The organism is Flavobacterium sp. (assembly GCF_027531705.1).
Classification (GTDB): domain Bacteria; phylum Bacteroidota; class Bacteroidia; order Flavobacteriales; family Flavobacteriaceae; genus Flavobacterium.
Map to the genome: position 1 here is coordinate 270068 of NZ_JAPZSP010000004.1, position 20577 is coordinate 290644.

19 protein-coding genes are annotated in these 20577 nt (G+C 32.8%); 11 read left to right on the top strand and 8 right to left on the bottom strand.

The features are described 5' to 3' along the window. Positions 1 to 29: 29 nt before the first annotated feature. Positions 30 to 1580 (top strand): G-D-S-L family lipolytic protein, encoded by a 1551-nt coding sequence (locus tag O9267_RS01970; protein WP_298175466.1) that lies wholly within the window; start codon positions 30 to 32, stop codon positions 1578 to 1580. 73 nt (positions 1581 to 1653) lie between these two features. On the opposite strand, the gene O9267_RS01975 is transcribed toward O9267_RS01970, so the two are convergent. Then, on the bottom strand, positions 1654 to 2418 hold the full coding sequence (locus O9267_RS01975) for an SIMPL domain-containing protein (protein WP_298175467.1): 765 nt from the start codon (positions 2416 to 2418) through the stop codon (positions 1654 to 1656). A gap of 51 nt (positions 2419 to 2469) precedes the next feature. After that, positions 2470 to 2919: a nucleoside deaminase gene (locus O9267_RS01980; RefSeq protein WP_298175468.1), complete on the bottom strand. Its 450-nt coding sequence runs from the start codon at positions 2917 to 2919 to the stop codon at positions 2470 to 2472. 37 nt (positions 2920 to 2956) lie between these two features. Here O9267_RS01980 and O9267_RS01985 point away from each other — a divergent pair, with 37 nt between their 5' ends. From O9267_RS01985 to O9267_RS01995, 3 genes are read left to right on the top strand one after another with little or no spacing between them, the layout of a single operon-like run. Next, a complete protein-coding gene (locus tag O9267_RS01985; protein ID WP_298175469.1) occupies positions 2957 to 4741 on the top strand; it encodes a 1-deoxy-D-xylulose-5-phosphate synthase in 1785 nt (594 codons plus the stop codon). Continuing rightward, on the top strand, positions 4738 to 5559 hold the full coding sequence (locus tag O9267_RS01990; RefSeq protein WP_298175470.1) for an SDR family NAD(P)-dependent oxidoreductase: 822 nt from the start codon (positions 4738 to 4740) through the stop codon (positions 5557 to 5559). Before O9267_RS01985 ends, O9267_RS01990 begins: the two co-directional genes overlap by 4 nt. Continuing rightward, a complete protein-coding gene (locus tag O9267_RS01995; RefSeq protein ID WP_298175471.1) occupies positions 5556 to 5798 on the top strand; it encodes a hypothetical protein in 243 nt (80 codons plus the stop codon). Before O9267_RS01990 ends, O9267_RS01995 begins: the two co-directional genes overlap by 4 nt. Before the next feature lie 180 nt (positions 5799 to 5978). Here the strand turns inward: O9267_RS01995 and O9267_RS02000 are convergent, their stop codons facing one another. The 3 genes from O9267_RS02000 to O9267_RS02010 all read right to left on the bottom strand — a co-directional run bounded on the left by O9267_RS02000 (position 5979) and on the right by O9267_RS02010 (position 12143). Next, positions 5979 to 6434 carry a type II secretion system protein GspG gene (locus O9267_RS02000; protein WP_298175472.1) on the bottom strand — a complete coding sequence of 152 codons (456 nt, stop codon included), beginning with the start codon at positions 6432 to 6434 and terminating at the stop codon, positions 5979 to 5981. A 280-nt stretch (positions 6435 to 6714) separates the two neighbouring features. After that, a complete protein-coding gene (locus O9267_RS02005; RefSeq protein ID WP_298175473.1) occupies positions 6715 to 8766 on the bottom strand; it encodes a M13 family metallopeptidase in 2052 nt (683 codons plus the stop codon). Between the two features lie 5 nt (positions 8767 to 8771). Then, complete coding sequence (locus O9267_RS02010; protein ID WP_298175474.1) at positions 8772 to 12143, bottom strand: T9SS type A sorting domain-containing protein; 3372 nt, start codon at positions 12141 to 12143, stop codon at positions 8772 to 8774. A gap of 112 nt (positions 12144 to 12255) precedes the next feature. Between O9267_RS02010 and O9267_RS02015 the strand changes: the two genes are divergently transcribed. The 5 genes from O9267_RS02015 to O9267_RS02035 all read left to right on the top strand — a co-directional run bounded on the left by O9267_RS02015 (position 12256) and on the right by O9267_RS02035 (position 16514). Beyond that, the gene (locus O9267_RS02015; protein ID WP_298175475.1) at positions 12256 to 12954 is read left to right on the top strand and encodes an SCO family protein; all 699 of its coding nucleotides are present in this window, start codon (positions 12256 to 12258) and stop codon (positions 12952 to 12954) included. A 206-nt stretch (positions 12955 to 13160) separates the two neighbouring features. Next, positions 13161 to 13397 carry a FeoA family protein gene (locus O9267_RS02020; RefSeq protein WP_298175476.1) on the top strand — a complete coding sequence of 79 codons (237 nt, stop codon included), beginning with the start codon at positions 13161 to 13163 and terminating at the stop codon, positions 13395 to 13397. Beyond that, entirely contained in the window at positions 13397 to 15502 is a 2106-nt protein-coding gene (gene feoB / locus O9267_RS02025) for a ferrous iron transport protein B (protein WP_298175477.1), read from the top strand. The genes O9267_RS02020 and feoB overlap by 1 nt, the downstream gene beginning before the upstream one ends. Positions 15503 to 15539: 37 nt before the next feature. After that, a complete protein-coding gene (locus O9267_RS02030) occupies positions 15540 to 16379 on the top strand; it encodes a hypothetical protein (RefSeq protein WP_298175478.1) in 840 nt (279 codons plus the stop codon). 9 nt (positions 16380 to 16388) lie between these two features. Then, positions 16389 to 16514: a FeoB-associated Cys-rich membrane protein gene (locus tag O9267_RS02035; protein WP_298175479.1), complete on the top strand. Its 126-nt coding sequence runs from the start codon at positions 16389 to 16391 to the stop codon at positions 16512 to 16514. On the opposite strand, the gene O9267_RS02040 is transcribed toward O9267_RS02035, so the two are convergent. Genes O9267_RS02040 through O9267_RS02050 form a run of 3 tightly spaced genes read right to left on the bottom strand, consistent with a single transcriptional unit; the run spans position 16511 to position 18384 of the window. Continuing rightward, positions 16511 to 16897 (bottom strand): hypothetical protein, encoded by a 387-nt coding sequence (locus O9267_RS02040; RefSeq protein WP_298175480.1) that lies wholly within the window; start codon positions 16895 to 16897, stop codon positions 16511 to 16513. The two genes, O9267_RS02035 and O9267_RS02040, sit on opposite strands and share 4 nt — an antisense overlap. A 19-nt stretch (positions 16898 to 16916) precedes the next feature. Continuing rightward, positions 16917 to 17735 (bottom strand): ZIP family metal transporter, encoded by an 819-nt coding sequence (locus O9267_RS02045; RefSeq protein ID WP_298175481.1) that lies wholly within the window; start codon positions 17733 to 17735, stop codon positions 16917 to 16919. A 1-nt stretch (position 17736) separates the two neighbouring features. Further along, positions 17737 to 18384: a metal-dependent transcriptional regulator gene (locus tag O9267_RS02050; RefSeq protein ID WP_298175482.1), complete on the bottom strand. Its 648-nt coding sequence runs from the start codon at positions 18382 to 18384 to the stop codon at positions 17737 to 17739. Between the two features lie 81 nt (positions 18385 to 18465). Here O9267_RS02050 and O9267_RS02055 point away from each other — a divergent pair, with 81 nt between their 5' ends. Further along, entirely contained in the window at positions 18466 to 19209 is a 744-nt protein-coding gene (locus O9267_RS02055; RefSeq protein WP_298175483.1) for a transporter, read from the top strand. Continuing rightward, complete coding sequence (locus tag O9267_RS02060) at positions 19163 to 20374, top strand: lycopene cyclase family protein (protein WP_298175484.1); 1212 nt, start codon at positions 19163 to 19165, stop codon at positions 20372 to 20374. Before O9267_RS02055 ends, O9267_RS02060 begins: the two co-directional genes overlap by 47 nt. Positions 20375 to 20577 lie beyond the last annotated feature (203 nt).

Sequence of the window (20577 nt, forward strand, 5' to 3'; positions counted from 1 at the left end):
TTAATCTTAAAAAATAATATTTTATAAATATGATAAAAAATTTCAAATGGCTATTTTTGGTTGCAGCAACCTTTATAGCATGTGAGAGTGATGATGAAACAACAACCGTAGTTGAAGAACCACTAACAGCAGGTAGTGCCGATTTTTCAAAATTTGTTTCTGTTGGAAACTCATTAACTGCTGGCTTTAGCGATGGTGCTTTGTTTAAAGACGGGCAGTCTGGTTCTTACACTAATATACTAGCACAACAATTTGCTAAAGTTGGTGGTGGAGAATTCAAGATACCATTCATGGCTGATAACATAGGTGGATTTTCAATCAGTGGTAATCAAGGACCTGCTCCACTTGGAGTAAGAAAATTTTTTAACGGCTGTGGTCCAGCTGATGTGTCTGGAATATCTGGAACTGTTTTAGGGGCATCAATTGCTACCTCGGGTCCCTATAATAATACAGGAGTTCCCGGAGCAAAATGTATTCATTTAGTAATTCCTGGTTATGCAACAGCTAATCCTTATTTCGGAAGAATTGCAACAAGTCCAACTCAAACAGTATTAAATTATGCGACAACCCAAACTCCAACATTTTTCTCATTATGGATTGGAAATAACGATGTTTTAGGTTATGCCTTAAATGGTGGTGATGCAACGCTAGATCAAATTACACCTTCAGCTGGTGCCCCTGGTGTAGGTTTTGATGCTTCATATAATGCTATAGTTGATGGATTAACTGCAAATGGAGCCAAAGGTGTGGTCGCAAACATCCCTTATGTAACATCTATACCAATGTTTACAACCATTCCTGTAAAACCAGTTAATCCAAATTCTTATTTTGCAGATACAAACGAACCAAATTGTTCAGTTGTATATCCTATCTCGGCAGGTGATGTAGCTACAATCAATACCATTAACGCTAATCTTATGGGAGCTTTAAGTAGTATTGTCCCTGACAGATTTAGTTTACTATCTACAACATCGAATAATCCATTACTTATTATAGACGAATCTCTTGAAGATAAAGGTCCTACAATTGTTTTTGCTGCTACAAATAGTGGTAATCCAACACTTGTTGCATTAGCAAGTTATTTGGGAGCAACTTATGGTAAAGCACGTCAAACTAAAACAGGTGATTTGATTCCACTAACAACTAGAGCTGTAATTGGCACACAAAACACTTCGCTTCCAATCTCTCTTTTACAACAAGGTCTTGGTGCCTATGGGATTACCTATCCTTTACAAGATAGACATGTTTTAGTTCCTACAGAAATAGCTGAACTAAAAGCTGCAACTGATGCCTTTAATGCTACAATAGAATCAGTTGCAACCTCTAAAGGTTTGGCATTTGTTAACGCAAATGAATTACTTACAAAAGTTGCAACTACTGGCGTTTCTTCAAATGGGTACACTGTAAAATCAACATTTGTAACTGGTGGTGCTTTTTCATTGGATGGTGTTCATCCAAGTCCAAGAGGTTATGCTGTAATTGCAAATGCATTTATGGATGCCATAAACAAAAAATATGGTTCTAACCTAAAACCAGTTGATATTAGTAAATATAGAATTCAATTTCCTTCTAGTTTATAAGAAGCATTTTATAACAAAATTAAAAACCGCCAATCTCACGAAAGGCGGTTATTTTTATAAATTTAAACTCTATTTATTCCAATTCATATTCTAATCGAACAGTAATTCTTGCGGTTTTATTTTTGCTGTAAGTGTCAAAATTTCCACCATAACTATCATCTTCTGTAGAACCTTGACCTGTTATTTGAAAAACACCCATACTTGCGTTTTTAAGCTTTCCTAAATCGCCATCTGCAGTATTTACAATTTTATTCGCTCTTTCACTCGCATCTTTTGTCGCTTTTTCAATCAAACTCTGCTTTAAACTCGGCAAATCTGAATAAGTATATTGAATAGAATTTGAAGATAACTCAATCCCAGAATTAATCAATTCAGAGGTTTTGCTAGAAACAGCTTCAATTCTCTTCATCAAATCGGGGTTTTTCTTAGCCGAGAATGAAATTGTTTGTGTTGCCTCATATCCGTCAAAAACTTGCTCGTATTTGGTGTTATAAGCATTTTCGGCGTTCTCAATTCTTACTTCTCTAAAACGTTTGTTAAACTGAACTGCTCCAAAAGAAAATTCATTTGGGTTAAATCCTTTTTTAATAAAAAAATCAGACACAATCTTTTGATCAGAAATCATTTTGTTATACGATTCTTTAATATCAAAACTCTTCGTCGTAAAACTTCCTGACCAAAGAATTTCGTCAGAAACAAAATCTTTAGTTCCTAAACCAATTACCGAAATCGAATCTAAATTCTCATTTCTGTTTTTAAAAGCCATTCCTAAAATAAAAGCTGTAATTATTACGGCTAATCCAATAATAATCGATGATTTAACTCTGTTGTCTTCCATAATTTTAATTGTTTTTATTTTACATAGCACAATAAATGTACCAACTTTACTTTAATTTTTATTTCTTTTATCAGCAAAAAAACGTTTTATTAAATTAGCAGATTCCTCAGCTAAAACTCCATAAACAACTGTAGTTTTGGGGTGTAATTGCGTTCCTAATTTTTGATAACCTCGTTGGTCATCATTGGCACCAAAAACAATTTTAGAAATCTGACTCCAGTACAAAGCACCTGCACACATTTGGCAAGGTTCAAGAGTTACATACAACGTACAGTTTTTAAGATATTTGCCACCAATAAAATTGGCTGCTGCTGTTATAGATTGCATTTCGGCATGAGCCGTAACATCATTGAGCATTTCGGTTAGGTTATGGCTTCGGGCAATCACTTTATTGTCAATTACAATAATAGCACCAACGGGGATTTCACCTTTTTCAAAAGCGATTTCGGCTTCTTGCAAAGCTTTTTTCATAAAATACTCGTCGGTGAAAATGTTTTCCATTACACAAAAATAGGAATTCAATTTGTACATTTGCTACATGTCCGAAAATTTACTTCAACATATTGTTTCTCCAACCGATTTGCGAAAATTGGAAATTTCTCAATTGCCTCAAGTTGCAAAGGAATTGCGCGATTTTATTATTGATATTATTTCTAAAAAAGAAGGTCATTTGGGTGCGAGTCTTGGTGTTGTTGAACTAACCATAGCACTTCATTATGTTTTTAATACTCCTGAAGATTTATTGGTTTGGGATGTTGGCCATCAAGCATACGGACATAAAATTTTAACCGAAAGAAAGGAAAAATTTCATACTAATCGACAACTTGGTGGTATTTCTGGATTTCCAAAACGTAGCGAAAGTGCTTATGATACTTTTGGCGTTGGACATTCTTCAACTTCGATTTCGGCAGCTTTGGGAATGGCGATTGCTTCGCAGCTTAAAGGCGAAAACAAACATCATATTGCGGTGATTGGTGATGCTTCTATTGCAAGCGGAATGGCATTTGAAGGATTGAATCATGCTGGTGTGACTGATACCAATTTACTGGTGATTTTGAATGATAATGCTATCGGAATTGACCCAAGTGTTGGTGCTTTAAAAAATTATTTAACTTCGGTAAAAGAAGGAAAAAATCCGAAGCAGAACAACATGATTAAGTCGTTGAATTTTGATTATTCAGGTCCAATTGACGGTCATGATTTACCCAAATTGATTTCGGAATTAGAACGACTCAAAAAGGTAAAAGGTCCAAAATTTCTTCATGTAATTACTACCAAAGGGAAAGGATTACAATTGGCAGAAGAAGACCAAGTAAAATACCATGCACCAGGAAAATTTGATGCCAAAACAGGTGAAATTCATCCTAAATCGGAAGAAAATTTACCAATGAAATTTCAAGATGTTTTTGGGTTAACTTTGGTTGAACTGGCCGAAAAAAATCCAAAAATTATCGGAATTACACCTGCAATGCCTAGTGGAAGTTCGTTAAAGTTTATGATGGAAAAATTTCCTGAAAGAGCTTTCGATGTTGGAATTGCCGAACAACATGCGGTTACATTAGCCGCTGGAATGGCAACACAAGGAATGGTGGTTTTTTGCAATATTTACTCCACTTTTTTACAACGCGCTTACGACCAAGTGATTCATGACGTGGCTTTACAGAATTTACCCGTTATTTTCTGTTTAGACAGAGCTGGTTTGGTTGGCGAAGATGGCGCAACGCATCACGGCGTGTTTGATTTGGCGTATTTGAGATGTATTCCGAACATAATTATTTTTGCGCCAAATGATGAAATTGATTTACGAAATATTTTATATACCGCTTCTTTAGGATTGAAACATCCGATTGCTATACGTTATCCGCGAGGTCGAGGGAAAATTCCAAATCTTAAATCCCAAATTCCAAATCTCAAATTTTTAAATATTGAAATTGGTAAAGCGCATTTGTTGAAAAAGGGAACAAAAGTGGCGGTTTTATCGACTGGATTTATTGGAAATAATGTTAGTTTGGCTTTGGATAAAATGAAAAATGCTGATGCTATTGCGCATTATGATTTTGGATTTGTGAAGCCACTTGATACCGATTTATTAGATGAAATTTGCAAAACCTTTTCTAAGATTATCACTATTGAAGATGGCGCTATAAAAGGCGGATTTGGTTCAGCAGTAATTGAATTTGCTTCTGAAAATAATTTTAAAAACACTATCCAAACACTTGGTATTCCTGATGCTTTTGTGGAACATGGAACGGTTGATGAATTGCAAAAGATTTGTAAAATTGATGTTGAAAGTTTAGTAGAAATTTTTGAAAAACAACTATGAAAATTAGCATTTTAGGTTGCGGCTGGTTGGGTTTTCCTTTGGCTAAATCATTAGTAGAAAAAGGTTTTTCGGTTAATGGTTCTACAACTTCTGAAAACAAACTTTCTATTCTTTCAACTGCTGGGATTCTTTCTTATTTAATTTCTGTTACTGAAAATGAAATTGTTGGCGACTTCAATGCTTTTTTAGAAAACTCTGAAATTTTAATTATTGATATTCCGCCGAAGCTAAGAGGTGGTTTCTCGAATACTTCGACTGCGCTCAGCATGACATTTGTTTCAAAAATTAAAAATCTTATTCCATTTATTGAAAAATCAACTGTCAAAAAAGTTATTTTTGTAAGTTCGACTTCGGTTTATGCCGATTCTAATTCTGAAATAACTGAAAGCACAAAACCTCAACCCGAAACCGAATCTGGAAAACAACTTTTAGAATCAGAAAGATTGCTGTTTTCTAACTCAAATTTTAAAACTACGGTTGTTAGATTTGGTGGACTTATTGGCGTAGATAGACATCCTATTTATTTTTTGGCAGGAAGAAAAAACATCGAAAATCCTGATGCTCTGATTAATTTTATTCATCAAAAAGATTGTATTGGAATTATTGAAGCGATTATTTCTAAAGGAATTTATGCTGAAATTTTCAATGCTGTAACTCCGTTTCATCCAACAAGAAAAGACTATTACACCCAAAAAGCAATGGAACTAAAGTTGCCGTTACCCGAATTTGATACTTCAAAACCATCTGTTGGCAAATTGATTTTGAGTGAAAAAATAGAAAATTTTTTAGGTTATCAATTTAAAGAAAATCAACTATGAGTTATAATGACATTGTGGGAACGATTGGTGTTGGAATCATTCTGATTGCCTATTTTATGAATATTTTTTCTTTTATAAAAAAAGATGGTGTTCTGTTTTATGTCATGAATATCATAGGTGCTTCACTTGCTTGCTATGCTTCTATTTTGATCAATTATTTGCCTTTTATCATCCTCGAAGCCACTTGGGCAATGGTAAGTGTTTTGGGATTGGTTAAGGTTTTAAAGAAGAATGATTGAATTGTTTTGTGGCTTTTCTCATGCTTGCACGAGTTTCTAGCTCGTGAAAACAATCAAGTTCATCTTTAAAACACTTCATTTTGTATAAAACTATTTCCCAAAAAAGTAATTCTATTTATCTTTAATCTTTTTTGCCATTTGTGGGCACGAGCTAGAAGCTCGCGCTAGCAGGTGCTAAAACTATTTCTTTGGATATATATCATCTTTTGTATTTGCTATTCCATCAACTCCAACAGAGAATATTTTAAAAGTATTACCGTCTGTCACATATTCAAAAGTTGTTTCTATTGAGTTATCCATTTTAAAAAGTAATATAGGATCATTAATCATAATTGTTTCATTTACTTTTGACAAAGATTCTAAATCTTTCGGATATATACCATACTCAACTTTGTAACCTTCTATTAACAGTTTTAGTTTAGATAAAGTCTTATTCGTTAACTCAATTATTTGCTTATCATTATTATCTATTTTTCTTGTGATGAAATAAAAAGTTGAATATGAAATTATTGTCGCAATAATTCCAAATATACCAATTCGTATTAAATTTTTATTTTTTAGCTTATCATACCCTAAAATTATTAATCCTAATCCAACAAAAGCACCAATAAGTGGAATTAAACAAATTAACAACAATAAAGTTCTTTTTTTTTACTTAACTCTGATTTCATAATACTTAATTAATTATTAAAAGCTAACAGATCCATACAACTCATGTTTTTCCATTTGAATTTTTATCTACAGATATACTCACAAATGTCTCCAGACTTTACACTTTATCATTTCATATTAAACTCTTGCTCTAAACTTGTTTAACAAATATAAAAAATTCCGCAACGTCTTGAGACATTTACGGAACTAGTTTATTAATTCATAAAAAAATGCCTTAAAGAAAATCCTTAAGGCTTTTATATTTCTACCAAATTCTAACTCTATCCTCTGGTTTTACGAATAACTTATCGGTTTCTGAAATGTTGAAAGCTTTGTAAAATTCATCAACGTTTAGCAATGGTACGTAAGCACGATACATTCCTGGTGAGTGCGGATCGGTTTTTACTTGGTTTTTGATGGCTTCATCTCTCATTTTGGATCTCCAAATAGTTCCCCAAGAAATAAAGAAACGTTGTTCTGGTGTGTAACCATCAATTAATCCTGGATTCCCGTTTTCTTTTAAGTACAATTGCAATCCGTCGTAAGCGGCGTTTACACCACCTAAATCACCAATGTTTTCACCTAGTGTGAATTTTCCATCAACGAAAGTGCCTGGCAATGGTTCTAATGCACTGTATTGTGACGCTAGTGCGCCACCTAGTCCTGTAAATTGTTTCAAGTCGTCTTCTGTCCACCAGTTTACCAAGTTTCCATCAGCATTATAACGAGAACCTGAATCGTCAAATCCGTGAGAGATTTCGTGACCAATTACGGCTCCAATTCCGCCATAATTAACCGCTTCGTCCGCTTTGTAATCATAAAATGGTGGTTGCAAAATTGCTGCTGGAAACACAATTTCGTTATAAGAAGGATTGTAATAAGCATTTACCGTTTGTGGCGACATTCCCCAACGGGTTTTGTCAACAGGTTTGCTTAAGTCCGCAATATTTTCGTTGAAACCCCATTTGGAAACATTCTTCATGTTTTCATAATACGTTCCGCCATTTTCTTTGCTTTTGATTACCAATTTAGAATAATCTTTCCATTTATCAGGATAACCAATTTTAACTGTTGATTTTCTTAATTTATCAATAGCTCCTTTTCTAGTTTCTGGCGTCATCCAAGGCAATTTGTTGATTCTATTTTCAAAAGCCAAGAAAACATTTTTGATCATTTTGTTTGCTTTTTCTTTAGCTTCCGCTGGAAATTTTTTCTCAACATATAATTTTCCTAATGCTTCTCCAACGGTACCGTTTACAACTTGAAGTGCCCTTTCTTCGCGTGGTCTTTGTTTTTTGGCACCTTGTAATGTTTGGCTATAAAAATCCCAATTTGCTTTTTCAATTTCGGTTGTCAAAACATCTGAAGCATTGTCTATCAACATCCAACGCAAATAAGCTTTCCAATCTTCTACTTTATTTTCGGTAAAAATAGTTTGAAGCGCTGTCATATATTTGGGTTGTGAAACATTTAGCGAATCTAATTTTGTGATACCTAATTTGGTAAAATAATTATTCCAGTTAACAGCTGGTGTTAGTTTTTGCAAATCAGCAACCGACATCATATTGTATGTTTTTCTTCTGTCTCTGCGTTCTACTCTGTCTAATCTAGGAGTTGCCATAGCGGTTTCTAATGCTACTACTTTCTTGGCACTTTCTTTAGCTTGTGCTGGTTTTTCACCAACATATTGTAGCATTTTTTCAACATGAAGCACATATTTTTCACGTTTTTCTTTTGAATCGGCATCGTCAGAAACGTAGTAATCTCTATCTGGCAAACCTAAACTTCCGAGTGTAACATTTACGATATTTTTAGTACTGTTTTTAGCATCAGCACCAATGTACATGCTGTAAAAACCAATTCCGCCTTCAGGTTGCAATTCTATTATTAATTTGTTTAAATCATCTACATTTTTGATAGCGTTGATTTTGTCTAATGTTGGTTTGATTGGTTTTATACCTAATTTATTTCGAGAAATTGTATCCATATAAGTTACAAAAACATTTACTGCTTTTGCTTGGTCAGAATTTGGATCTAGTTTTTTATTGGCTGTTGCTTCTTTCAAAATTGCTAAAGCATCAATATCGGTGTTTTGTCTTAGTTCATCAAAACTACCCCAACGCACTCTATCTCCTGGAATTTCGGTTTTATCAAACCATGTTCCGTTTACATATCTGAAAAAATCGTCACCAGGTTTAACAGATTTGTCCATTAAATCTAGATTGATTCCATGTGTTTTTTGCTGTGCATTTACTGTATTAAAAACAGTAATTAACCCAACAAAAAGAGTTGTTTTAATAATTTTTGATGCTTTCATTTTGACTATTTTTTTATTATTTTCTTGGTTGTTGACTGATTATTTGATGTTATTTTGACAAAATAAACACCATCTGAAACAGCATTTAAATCGATAACGGTTTGTTCTTTATTGGTTTTAAAATCAATTTTTTTGCCTGTCATATCGTATAAGTCGATAGAATCTATAGAAATGTTACCAACAGAAATGTTAAAAATTCCGTTTGATGGATTTGGATAAATGGCAAGTTTATCAAGCTCGAAATTGGTTGTTGCTAAATTTGTTCCCGAAATTAAAAAATCATCAACAACAACTCCTGCTCCAGTCACAGAACCATCGGAATGGAAAACAAATCGGAATATAAGTTTATTTGGATATCCAGAGAATGAATTTAGTGAATATGAATATTCTGTAAGAGTTGTATTAGTTCCTGTCCATTGCCCACCAATACAATTATTACAATCATTTCCTGTTGTTTCTGGAGTTCTGTCGCTATTGTACCAATTTGGAGCCATTTCTCCTAATCTATACCAATTAGCACCATTGTCTGTTGTGTATTGTAAATATAAAATATCCCAATTTTCTTCTAAGTCATGAGCCATTTTGAAAGTCATAACTGGATTCACCATTTGAGTAAAATCATAACATTCAGAAACCAAAAAGGCTTTTCTATTATCGTCATAATTCCCGGTTAGATTTGAAGCATACAAATTGTTAGTTCCAGAATTTATAACGCTCGTAGATGTTCCTCTTTGCCATGTAGAAAACAACCCTGACTCATCATAAGATAAAAGTTTGTCCTCGATTGCTTCAAAAGTATTCAATTCATTCAATGTCCCCACATTATTCAATACAAATGATTGGCTTGATGAATTGTTTTCAGAAACCTCATCATTGTTTGCTATTGCTGTTACACTAAAGTTGTATAAATCTTTTGGTAAATTTATTTCGGGTAAACTAACTGTTATACTTTGGTTAGGATTTAAAGTGCCTATCCAATTATATTGGTAATTTGAGCTGTTGTAACTGTAGTTAAAAGTTACATTATTAATTAAAGTTGCACCACTATTTTTTACAACGATTTGTGGTGAAACTAAACTACTTGAACATTCAACATTGGTTGATGATAAGTTCAAAACTTCAAGAACTTTAACATCATTTTGAGGTACCTCAACTTCAATAGCTGCTTGCCAAATTCCTCTTCCGTAGGTTGCGGCAATTATTTTTTGATCTTCTAAATTTATTTCTAAATCGGTTACTGAAACATTTGGTAAACCAGAATCAAACGGTTGCCATAGCGACATTGTGTCATCTTTGTAATAAACTCCCAAACTTGTTCCAACAAACAAAGGATTTGTTGCATTTCTTCCTTGGTGAACAATTATATTTTTACCAATATTGGGTAATCCAGAACTTATAGAAGTAAAGTCCAATCCGCCATCAACCGATTTTAGGACTTCTCCATTGGTTCCTTGTGTTGTAATGTAAATAATATCGCTATTTGTTGAGTGAATAGCAATAGAAGTAATACTAGCATCAAAAATGTTTTGAAATGTTACTCCTTTATCGATACTTTTTAATAATTGACCGTTTCCAGAAATGTATATATTGTTGTCATTGCTTGGATCAATTGTAATCAAATCAATATTTCCTATTCCTAGCGAAGTTGTGTTTTGTTGCGTCCAGTTTCCTGAATCAAGTTTATACAAATTACTATAACCTGCAAAAACTTCTCCTATTGAATTTGTAACCAATGGTGTTACCCAATTTCCACTTTCTCCATTAGGCGAACCAACTCCTCCAGAAGAAGAATTTCCTGCATTTGTACTTATATATAGAGAACCGCCATTTTGAATAAAACCATAAAACAAATTACTATTGTTTGGGTCAATTGCAGTATCCATTCCGTCAGCACCATAGTAATTTTTCCATTGATTGTTACTTAATGCGTGACCACCGTTATCTTGCAATCCACCAACCATTTTAGAGGCAGATTGTTTAGAAACAGCAATTTTATAAAACTGACTTATTTGTGCAGAAGCGGTAAGATCGGTAAATGAATTAGAATTATCTGTCGAAACATAAACACCTCCATCACTACCACAATAAAGTTTGGTTCCAAAATAGCCCAGATAATGTATGTCGGCATGCGTATATCTTGGACTTGTTGGGTTGCTCCAGTTATTTCTTTTGGTAAAACTAGTGCCGCCATTTAAGGAACGCCAAACATTTAAACATCCTGTGTAAACTTCATTAGCATTTGTAGTTGATACGGCTAGCGCTAAATCATACCAAGCTTGATTGGATTCAAAAACATCTGTAGTTGTGTTTGTTGCTGTAAAAGAGTTTCCACCATTTGTAGATTTATACATACCTTGAAATCCCGCAGAAGAATTGGCACTCAAAATGTAAATTACATTTTCATCGGCTGGAGTTACATCTAGCAACATTCTACTTGAGCTTGATGGTAAACCTGTTGTTATGGTAGTAAAAGTTGAACCAAAATTAGTTGAACGAACAAAACGATTATCAGAAACAGCATAAACTGTATTCGGATTGTTTGGTTTTAGTCTGATGCTTCCTTGCGAAAAACTTCCCGTTCTTACTTGACTCCAAGTTGTTCCTGCATTTGAGGTTTTGTAAATTCCGTTTGAAGTTGCAACCAAAAGTTCATTTACGTTAGTTGGATTAATCACAATATCACCTGCAAAAGTATTGGTGTTTGTAAACGACAATCCTGTTGTATTCCATGTTAAACCACCATCTATCGATTTCATAACTCCTACAGAGTAAGAATCTGATGCATCTTTATCGCCTGTTGCTATATAAATAATATCTGAATTGGTTGGGTCAACAGCAATTCCTGAAACACCAATTTGTGGCAAATTATCTGAAAGCGGCACCCAATTTGTTCCACCAGTTGTTGATTTCCATATTCCACCAGCTGGAGTACCAATGTAAATTGTGTTTTCATTAGAAGGATCGACATAAACAACATTTACTCTTCCTTGACCGCTTGACCAAGAACCTGTATTGATATGGTTTAACGGACCAACTGGTTCCCAAATACTTGTTGGAACAGAAGCAGAACTATTTTTTTTTGTCGCTTTTTTTAGGTTGAAAGCTTCCCACATTTCTTGTGGCGTTATCAAATATCCTTGCGAATTGGTCTTATTTCTCCAGTGATTTTCCCATCGCATGTAAGGTTTGTAACCACTACCTTTTTTATCTTTATCGTGATTTAACCAATAATTGTTGAACTCATTTGTCAATTCATCAATAGAGATTTCTTGATTGTTATTTCTGTTAATTTCTTTCATCCAAGGTGCAGATGGAACAAATTGACCAAATCCTATAAAACTAGTAATAAATAGAGAAAAAAGTAGTGTTTTTTTCATTTTGTGTAAATTTTTTCAAATTTAATTAAATTTTACTCATTGAAACAATATTTAACTTTTGTTTGATTCAAATGTTTACTTAATTTCTACCTTTGCATAAAATACTAAATTCATGATTGCTGCTCTAAAAAAATACAAATTGTTCATTCTTTTTTTTGTGCTTTTTTCAATTATCACAATTTCCCTTTTTTATAGCGCATTAAATCCGAAGAAAATCTTACCAATCTATACGCCAAGCGATGTAAATCCTGAAATGGTTGATTCTACCGTGCAACATATTGCTGCCAATCACACCATTCCCGATTTTAGTTTTACCAATCAAAATGACAAAATTGTTACTGAAAAAGATTATGAGGGAAAAATTTATGTAGCCGATTTTTTCTTTACAACTTGCCCAACTATTTGCCCAAAAATGACTAAAAATATGGCATGGTTGCAAAGTCAAATAAAAAACAATCCTAAAGTTATGTTGTTATCACACAGCGTAACTCCAGATATTGATAGTGTTCTTGTTTTGAAAAAATATGCGATAGAAAAAGGTGTTATTGATGGCAAATGGAACTTGGTTACTGGCGACAAAAAAGATATTTATTATATAGCCAGAAAATCATATTTGGCTGTAAAAACTGGGAAACCTGAAGAACTATACGATATGGTTCATACAGAAAATTTTGTGTTGATTGACTCCAAAAGAAGAGTTCGCGGATTTTATGACGGCACCAATCTTGACCAGCCAACAAATGATCCAAAAGTTAAAAATGTAACCCAACTTTTAGAAGACATCAACTTTCTTTGTAACGAAGAAAAATAGTTTTCAAAAAGTATATGAATGGCTAAATAGCCCTGATTGCAGTGGAAATCCTTTTCTTTTTTAAGAAAAGATTGCAACGGAAAGCGGGAATATGGATAACTGATAATGCCCGAACCATTCGCTGAAAATCTTAAAATATGATAAATATCATGCTAAATTCTTTGTAAATAGTTACTTTTGTATTTTAATTCAATCTAAATAAAGCTTTGCAAACTACAATTGCTCAATTAAAAATTGGTCAAAAAGGAACGATTGTCGATTTTAATATCGATGAAATTCCTATGAAATTACTCGAAATGGGTTGTCTACCAGGTAATTCTGTTGAGTTAATTCAAATTGCTCCTTTTGGTTGTCCGTTATATTTTAATGTAAACGATTCGCATGTGGCTATTAGATTGGAAATGGCAAAAGAGATAAATGTGGTCATTGAAACTAAAAATTAATGGCACAAAAAGAAATCAAAGTTGCACTAATTGGTAACCCAAACACGGGAAAAACTTCGGTTTTTAACCAACTTACAGGTTTGCATCAACAGGTTGGAAATTATCCTGGAATTACGGTTGAAAAGAAAATTGGGGTTTGCAAACTTTCGGAAGATGTAAAAGCAACTATAATTGATTTACCCGGAACTTACAGCTTAAATGCCAGTTCAATTGACGAAAATGTGGTGATTGAACTGCTGATGAATCGAAACGATGAAAATTTTCCAGATGTTGTTGTTGTTGTTACTGAAGTTGAAAATTTGAAAAGAAATTTGCTTCTTTTTACTCAAATAAAAGATTTAGAATTGCCAACGCTTTTGGTTGTCAATATGAGTGACCGAATGCAATTGAAAGGAATTGAACTCGATATTCCATTTTTAGAAAGTGAATTGAAAACGTCAATCGCATTAGTTAGTTCACGCAAAAATATTGGAATTGAAAAGATTAAAAATCTGATTCTAAATTATCAAAATCTTTCGACTGAACCTTGTTTAAATGCTTCCAGTATTGATGTTGAGTATTTTGACAAACTCAGAAAAGCGTTTCCAAATCAGCTTCTTTACAAACTTTGGTTGGTAATTACACAAGACGTGAATTTTTTGAACTTAGAGCGAAAAGAATTAAAAAGTTCGTTTACCAAATCGCATGCTGATTTGAAAAGATTACAGCAAAAAGAAACTATAAAAAGGTACCAATTTATAAACGACACTTTAAAAATTGGTCAAAAAATCGATCGTTCAAAAGCATCTGATTTTCGAGCAAAATTAGATAGAGTTTTGACTCATAAAATCTTTGGTTACGTGATTTTCTTTGTGATTTTGTTTGGAATATTTCAATCAATTTTTGAATGGTCTAAATACCCTATGGATTTTATTGATAGTTCGTTTGCCAACTTGGCTTCGTATGCAAAAAATAGTCTTCCAGCTGGCGAATTTACTAACTTGATTAGCGAAGGAATTATACCAGGAATTGGCGGTATTTTGATTTTTATTCCACAAATTGCCTTTCTATTTCTATTTATTTCTGTCTTGGAAGAAAGTGGTTATATGAGTCGTGTGGTTTTTTTGATGGATAAAATTATGCGTCGTTTTGGCCTTTCTGGAAAAAGTGTTGTGCCGCTAATTTCGGGAACTGCTTGTGCTATTCCTGCCATTATGAGCGCACGAAATATCGAAAATTGGAAAGAACGATTAATCACTATTTTGGTTACGCCATTTATAACTTGCTCGGCAAGATTACCAGTTTACGCCATTTTGATAGCACTAATAATTCCTGATGAAAAATTATTTGGATTTATGAGTTTGCAGGGTTTAACGTTGATGATTTTATATCTTTTAGGTTTCGGTGTTGCCATTTTTTCAGCTTATATTTTAAATAAAATTCTGAATATAAAATCGAAATCTTACTTTGTGGTTGAAATGCCAAGTTATAAGATTCCGATGTTCAAAAATGTTGCTATAAATGTTTTAGAAAAAACGAGAGCTTTTGTTTTTGGTGCTGGAAAAATTATTTTAGCATTGTCGATTGTACTTTGGTTTTTGGGTTCACACGGATTGGGGAAAAACTTTAAAAATGCGGAGCAAATTGTAAAACAACAACTTGACACAAAAAATGTTGTTTATAGTCAGAAATATTTAGACGATCAAGTGAGTGCCTACAAACTAGAAAATTCATTTATTGGAATTATCGGAAAATCGATTGAGCCTGTAATAAAACCATTAGGATACGATTGGAAAATCGGAATTGCCGTTGTGAGTTCGTTTGCCGCTAGAGAAGTTTTTGTTGGAACTTTGGCAACTATTTACAGCGTTGGTAGCCATAGCGATGAAGAAGACACCATAAAAAATCGAATGGCAGCAGAAGTTCACGCCGATGGTTCAAAGATTTTTAACTTTCCAACAGGAATTTCATTGTTGCTTTTTTATGCCTTTGCGATGCAATGCGTTAGTACATTGGCTATTGTAAAAAAAGAAACTAATTCGTGGAAATGGCCAATCATTCAACTGGTTTTTATGAGTGGTTTTGCTTATTTAACAGCACTTTTGGCTTATCAGTTTTTGAAATAATTGGTTAAATTTTTGATAGAAGAAAAGAAACGCTTTTATGAAAAAAACACTATCCTTTTTACTGATTTTTTGCTTCACAATTTCATTTGGACAAAATAAAATTGATAAATCTAAAAAAGAATTAACGGCTAAAGAAGGCGTGAAAAACACATCGAGACCAAATAGTAATTGTTCAAGCTCAAAATCTTCCTCAGAAATTGGAAATTCATTTTTTGGTGAAATTGCTGTAGAAATTTTTATGTATGCCACTTATGGTGTTTTCAAATATGGTTTTATTGGTGATTATAGTAATGAAAATCATCTTCAAAGCAGTTTGACAAAATATCCTTTTTACAACGAAAAATCAGGAAATTATAAAGGTGTTGAAAGTGATAGTGTGAAAAATAGTTTGATGCGTTTTGATTTCGAAAATAGTTTTATTTATAGCAGTAATGATTTGTTTGGTAATCATTTGAAAGCAAAAATTCGTCCGTTTCAGTATTTTTATTTACAATCCGATTTTCATCAATTGTACGAATTTGATAAAATTGAAAATACTAATAGTCGTCTTTCTTTATTTCATTTCAACCTAAGTTATGACCGAATTCGATTTGAAAAATTCAACTTAGGATGGACACTTGGAGCTTCTTATGTTGGAAATGAAGTCAAAAAAGCTGGTTTTTCGTATGGTCTAAATGCAGAATATTTCATAGGAAATCACATTAGTTTTATGGCGTCGGGAAAATGGAGCAAAATCAATATGCAACCTGTGAATGCTTTTGAATTACAGAGTAAATTTCATCGCAAAACCTACTTTTTTTTGTTAGGATTTGAACATTTAAAAATTGCAACTCCGTCATATAATTTTATTTCGCTCGGTGGCGGAATTTATTTTTAACTTTACAATATGAAATTACAAGAAATATTGGTTTATGTTGCAGTAGCAATTGCTTTAGTTTTTCTTTATCAGAAGTTTTTGGGTAAAAAAAAGCCTAAGAAAAATTGTGGTGATGATGATTGTGGATGTAATTAATCACTAAAAACCACATTGATAAAATACTTCTTTAGGTTAACCTGTTCGCCATCTTTTCTAATCGGCATAACTGAAACCATTTTTATTTTTTTAGGAAAATAATTCTCAAACCATTTGTTGTTTTCTTCTCGGTTTTTTGAATTAAAAGTTAGTGTTTTTTCTTCTACTAGTTTTTTGTCTTTGTAAATTTCTACAATTGCCGAAACTTCTCCAGCCCAAATACATTCAACACCTTGTGGACATCTTGAGTCATTGAAAACGCTTTTCAATTTGAGATACATTCCTTTTTTGGGAATACATTTTTTGGTTGTGATTTTTTCAAAATTTTGAGAAAAAAGCGAAAAACTGAAAAACAACATTGAAAGTAAAAATAGTTTTTTCATCAATCAAAGATACATATTTTTAGCCTAAAGCTACATCAAGGGTCATCATTACAATAAATCCACCTATCAATCCTAAAGTGGCAATATCTGTGTTTTTATCTTGTTGTGTTTCGGGAATTACTTCTTCAACAACAACGAATATCATCGCTCCAGCAGCAAATGCTAAAGCATAAGGCAAAAGCGGTGTAAAAAAAGTTACAGCAACTGCACCTAAAACGCCAGCAATTGGTTCCACTAAAGCTGATGATTGTCCGTACATGAAACTTTTCCATCTACTCATTCCCATTCTTCGCAATGGCATAGAAACGGCGATTCCTTCTGGAAAATTTTGAATTCCAATTCCAATGGCTAACGTTACAGCTCCAGCAATTGAAGCTTCTGGAATTCCCGCGGCAACGCCACCAAAAAGAACTCCAACAGCCAAACCTTCAGGAATGTTGTGCAATGTTATAGCCAAAACCAACAAAGTAGTTCGTTGCCAAGGTGATTTTACTCCTTCTGTTTCTTGAAAATTAATGTGTAAATGCGGAAGAATTTTATCTAAACCAAAAATAAAAAGTGCTCCTAAACCAAATCCAACTGCTGCAGGAATCACTTTCACAAATCCTTCACCATTACTCATTTCAATAGCTGGCGCGAGTAAACTCCAAAAACTTGCTGCAATCATAACTCCGCCTGTAAAACCAAGCATTCCGTCAAGAACTACTCGATTCATGTTCTTAAAAAAGAACACAAATGACGCTCCAAATGCAGTTAAAAACCATGTAAATAATGTGGCATACAAAGCTGCCAAAATTGGGTCAATGCTTTCGAAATAATCTAAAATTGTTTGAAACATATTATTTTACGTATAAATTATTAGCAATTTTATTTGATAAAGTCATTTTTCTTGAATCAATTTCGACGTGTAAAGTGTCGTCGAAAGTTTCTCTTTCAATGACAAAGATTTTTGAACCTAAAGCAATTTTTTGTTTGTCTAAATACTGTAAAAATTCTGATGAAGAATCTTTCACACCAACACACTGATATTCTTTATTTAATGAAGCTTCAGATAATAATAATTTGTTGATTTTTTTAATTTCTCCGTCAGCATTCGGAATTGGATCTCCATGCGGATCAAACGATGGAAAATCTAAAAACTCGTCTAATTTATTTATTAAATTTTCCGATTTTATATGTTCTAATTCTTCAGCAATTTCATGTACTTCATCCCAAGAAAAATTTAACTTTTCTACCAGAAAAACTTCCCACAAACGGTGTTTTCTAACAATCATTTTAGCTGAATGAAAACCTTTTTCTGTCAAAGTAACACCTTGATATTTTTGATAAGAAACCAACTCTTTTTCAGATAACTTCTTCAACATATCAGTTACAGATGATGCCTTAGTATCTAACATTCCTGCAATAGCATTAGTGTTAACTCCTTTTGGAGAAACCAGCGATAAATGATAGATAACTTTGATATAATTTTCTTCTGAAATGGTCATTTAAAATCAATATTTTGACAAATATAATACTAATTTCAATTTATTTTAAAATATTTTTTAGTTTTGTCTAAAAATTAATTTATGAAAAACAAAATATTACTATTATCCCTACTCTTCTCATCTTCAATTTATTCTCAAACTATTGAACCCATCCAAGCCGACAGACCAGACCAAACCGAAACACCAGCCATTGTACCAAAAGATATGTTTCAAGTAGAAACCGGATTTACTTTTCAGAAAAATGATGCCATTTCTAAATCATTTACTTTACCTTCAACTTTATGGAAATATGGTGTAAATGAAAATTTCGAGTTACGATTAATAACTGAATTTTCATCGGAGGAAACAAACAATGAAAAAATAAACGGCTTATCTCCAATATATATTGGTTTCAAAGTGAAGTTGGCTGAAGAAAAAGGTATTGTTCCTAAAACTTCTTTTATAGGACATATTTCTTTACCAAATATGGCATCAACCAAATTTAAAACTGAGTATTTTGCGCCTGAATTTCGATTTGTAATGCAACATACTTTATCAGATAAAATATCATTCAGTTATAATCTTGGTGCAGAATGGGATGGATTTTCGGCCGAACCAACTTTTATTTACACCAATGCCATTGGATATTCTATTTCAGATAAATTGGGAAGTTATTTCGAGATTTTTGGATTTATACCACAAAATACAAAGTCAAATCATAGTATAGATGGCGGAATTACCTATTTGATAAGCAATAATTTTATGGTAGATTTGTCTTCAGGATTTGGAATCTCTAAAAATGCTCCCGATTATTATTGTGCATTGGGATTTTCATTCAGAATTTAAGATGCAACACTATCACTACATTTTCACAGGTTCTGGATTATCGGCTTTAATGACCGTTTATGAAATGATTTTATCTGAAAAATTTAATGATAAATCGATTTTATTATTAGACGAAAATCCAAAAAAAAGCAATGATAGAACGTGGTGTTTTTGGGATAATTCTTCTCTTTTTGATAAAATAATTTCTAAAGAATGGCCTGTTGCACTTTATGCTGACGAGCATTTTCAGAGAAATCTAGAGTTGCAACACTATCGTTACAAAATGATTCGCGGATTGGATTTTTACAATCTCATTTTCGATTTAATTTCTAAACAAGATAATATACATTTTGCAAATCAAAAAGTAATCGATTTTGAAGAATTAGGAAATCATTGCATTGTAAAAACAGAAAATCAAAATTATGCTTGCAATAAAATTTTCAATTCGATTTACAATCCAAATCTTGTAAAAAGCCAATCGAAATATCCTCTTTTACAACAACATTTTATAGGATGGTTTATAAAATCGAAAGAAGCAGTTTTCAATCCAGATGTGGCAACTTTTATGGATTTTTCTATCGAACAAAGAGGAAATACACGATTTATGTATGTTCTTCCAACGTCTACAACGGAAGCGTTGTTAGAATATACACTGTTTTCAAAAGACTTACTCTCAAAAGAAGAATATGAAAACGAAATTCAAATTTACATCCAAAAATTAGGAATTACTGACTATGAAATAGTCGAAAAAGAACAAGGAAATATCCCGATGTCGAGTTATAAATTTTGGAAAAACAACACCAAAAACATCATAAATATTGGTTCGGTTGGCGGTTGGACAAAAGCCAGCACTGGATTTACATTTAAAAATGTCACAAAAAAATCAAAAGCATTAGTCAACTTCCTTACCTCGGAAACTGACACTTCGACTGCGCTCAGCACAAGTTTTACAAAATTCCACAAAATGGATAAATTTTGGATTTATGATTTGTTGTTTATTGATGTCTTGTTTAAAAATAATGAGCTAGGTTCAAAAGTATTTTCATCGCTTTTCAAAAAAGGAAATCCAACATTAATATTCAAATTCTTAGACGAAGAAACTACATTTTGGGAGGATTTACAAGTGATTTGGAAATGCCCAAAAGGTCTTTTCATTAGAGCATTATTTGGTAGAATATTCAAATAAAACATACTTCTACAAATGTTAAATTTTATAAAATATAGTTTTCAATCCAAAAGTTATCTCTAGTTTTGTCCCATCAAAATAAAACAATGAACACGATTATCGCTCAATTACATCATCATCATTCTTGCAACCAGGCGAGTTAATGATGTATTGAAGCTAATCAAATAACATAATTAAAAACCCGTCTGAGTATATCAAGACGG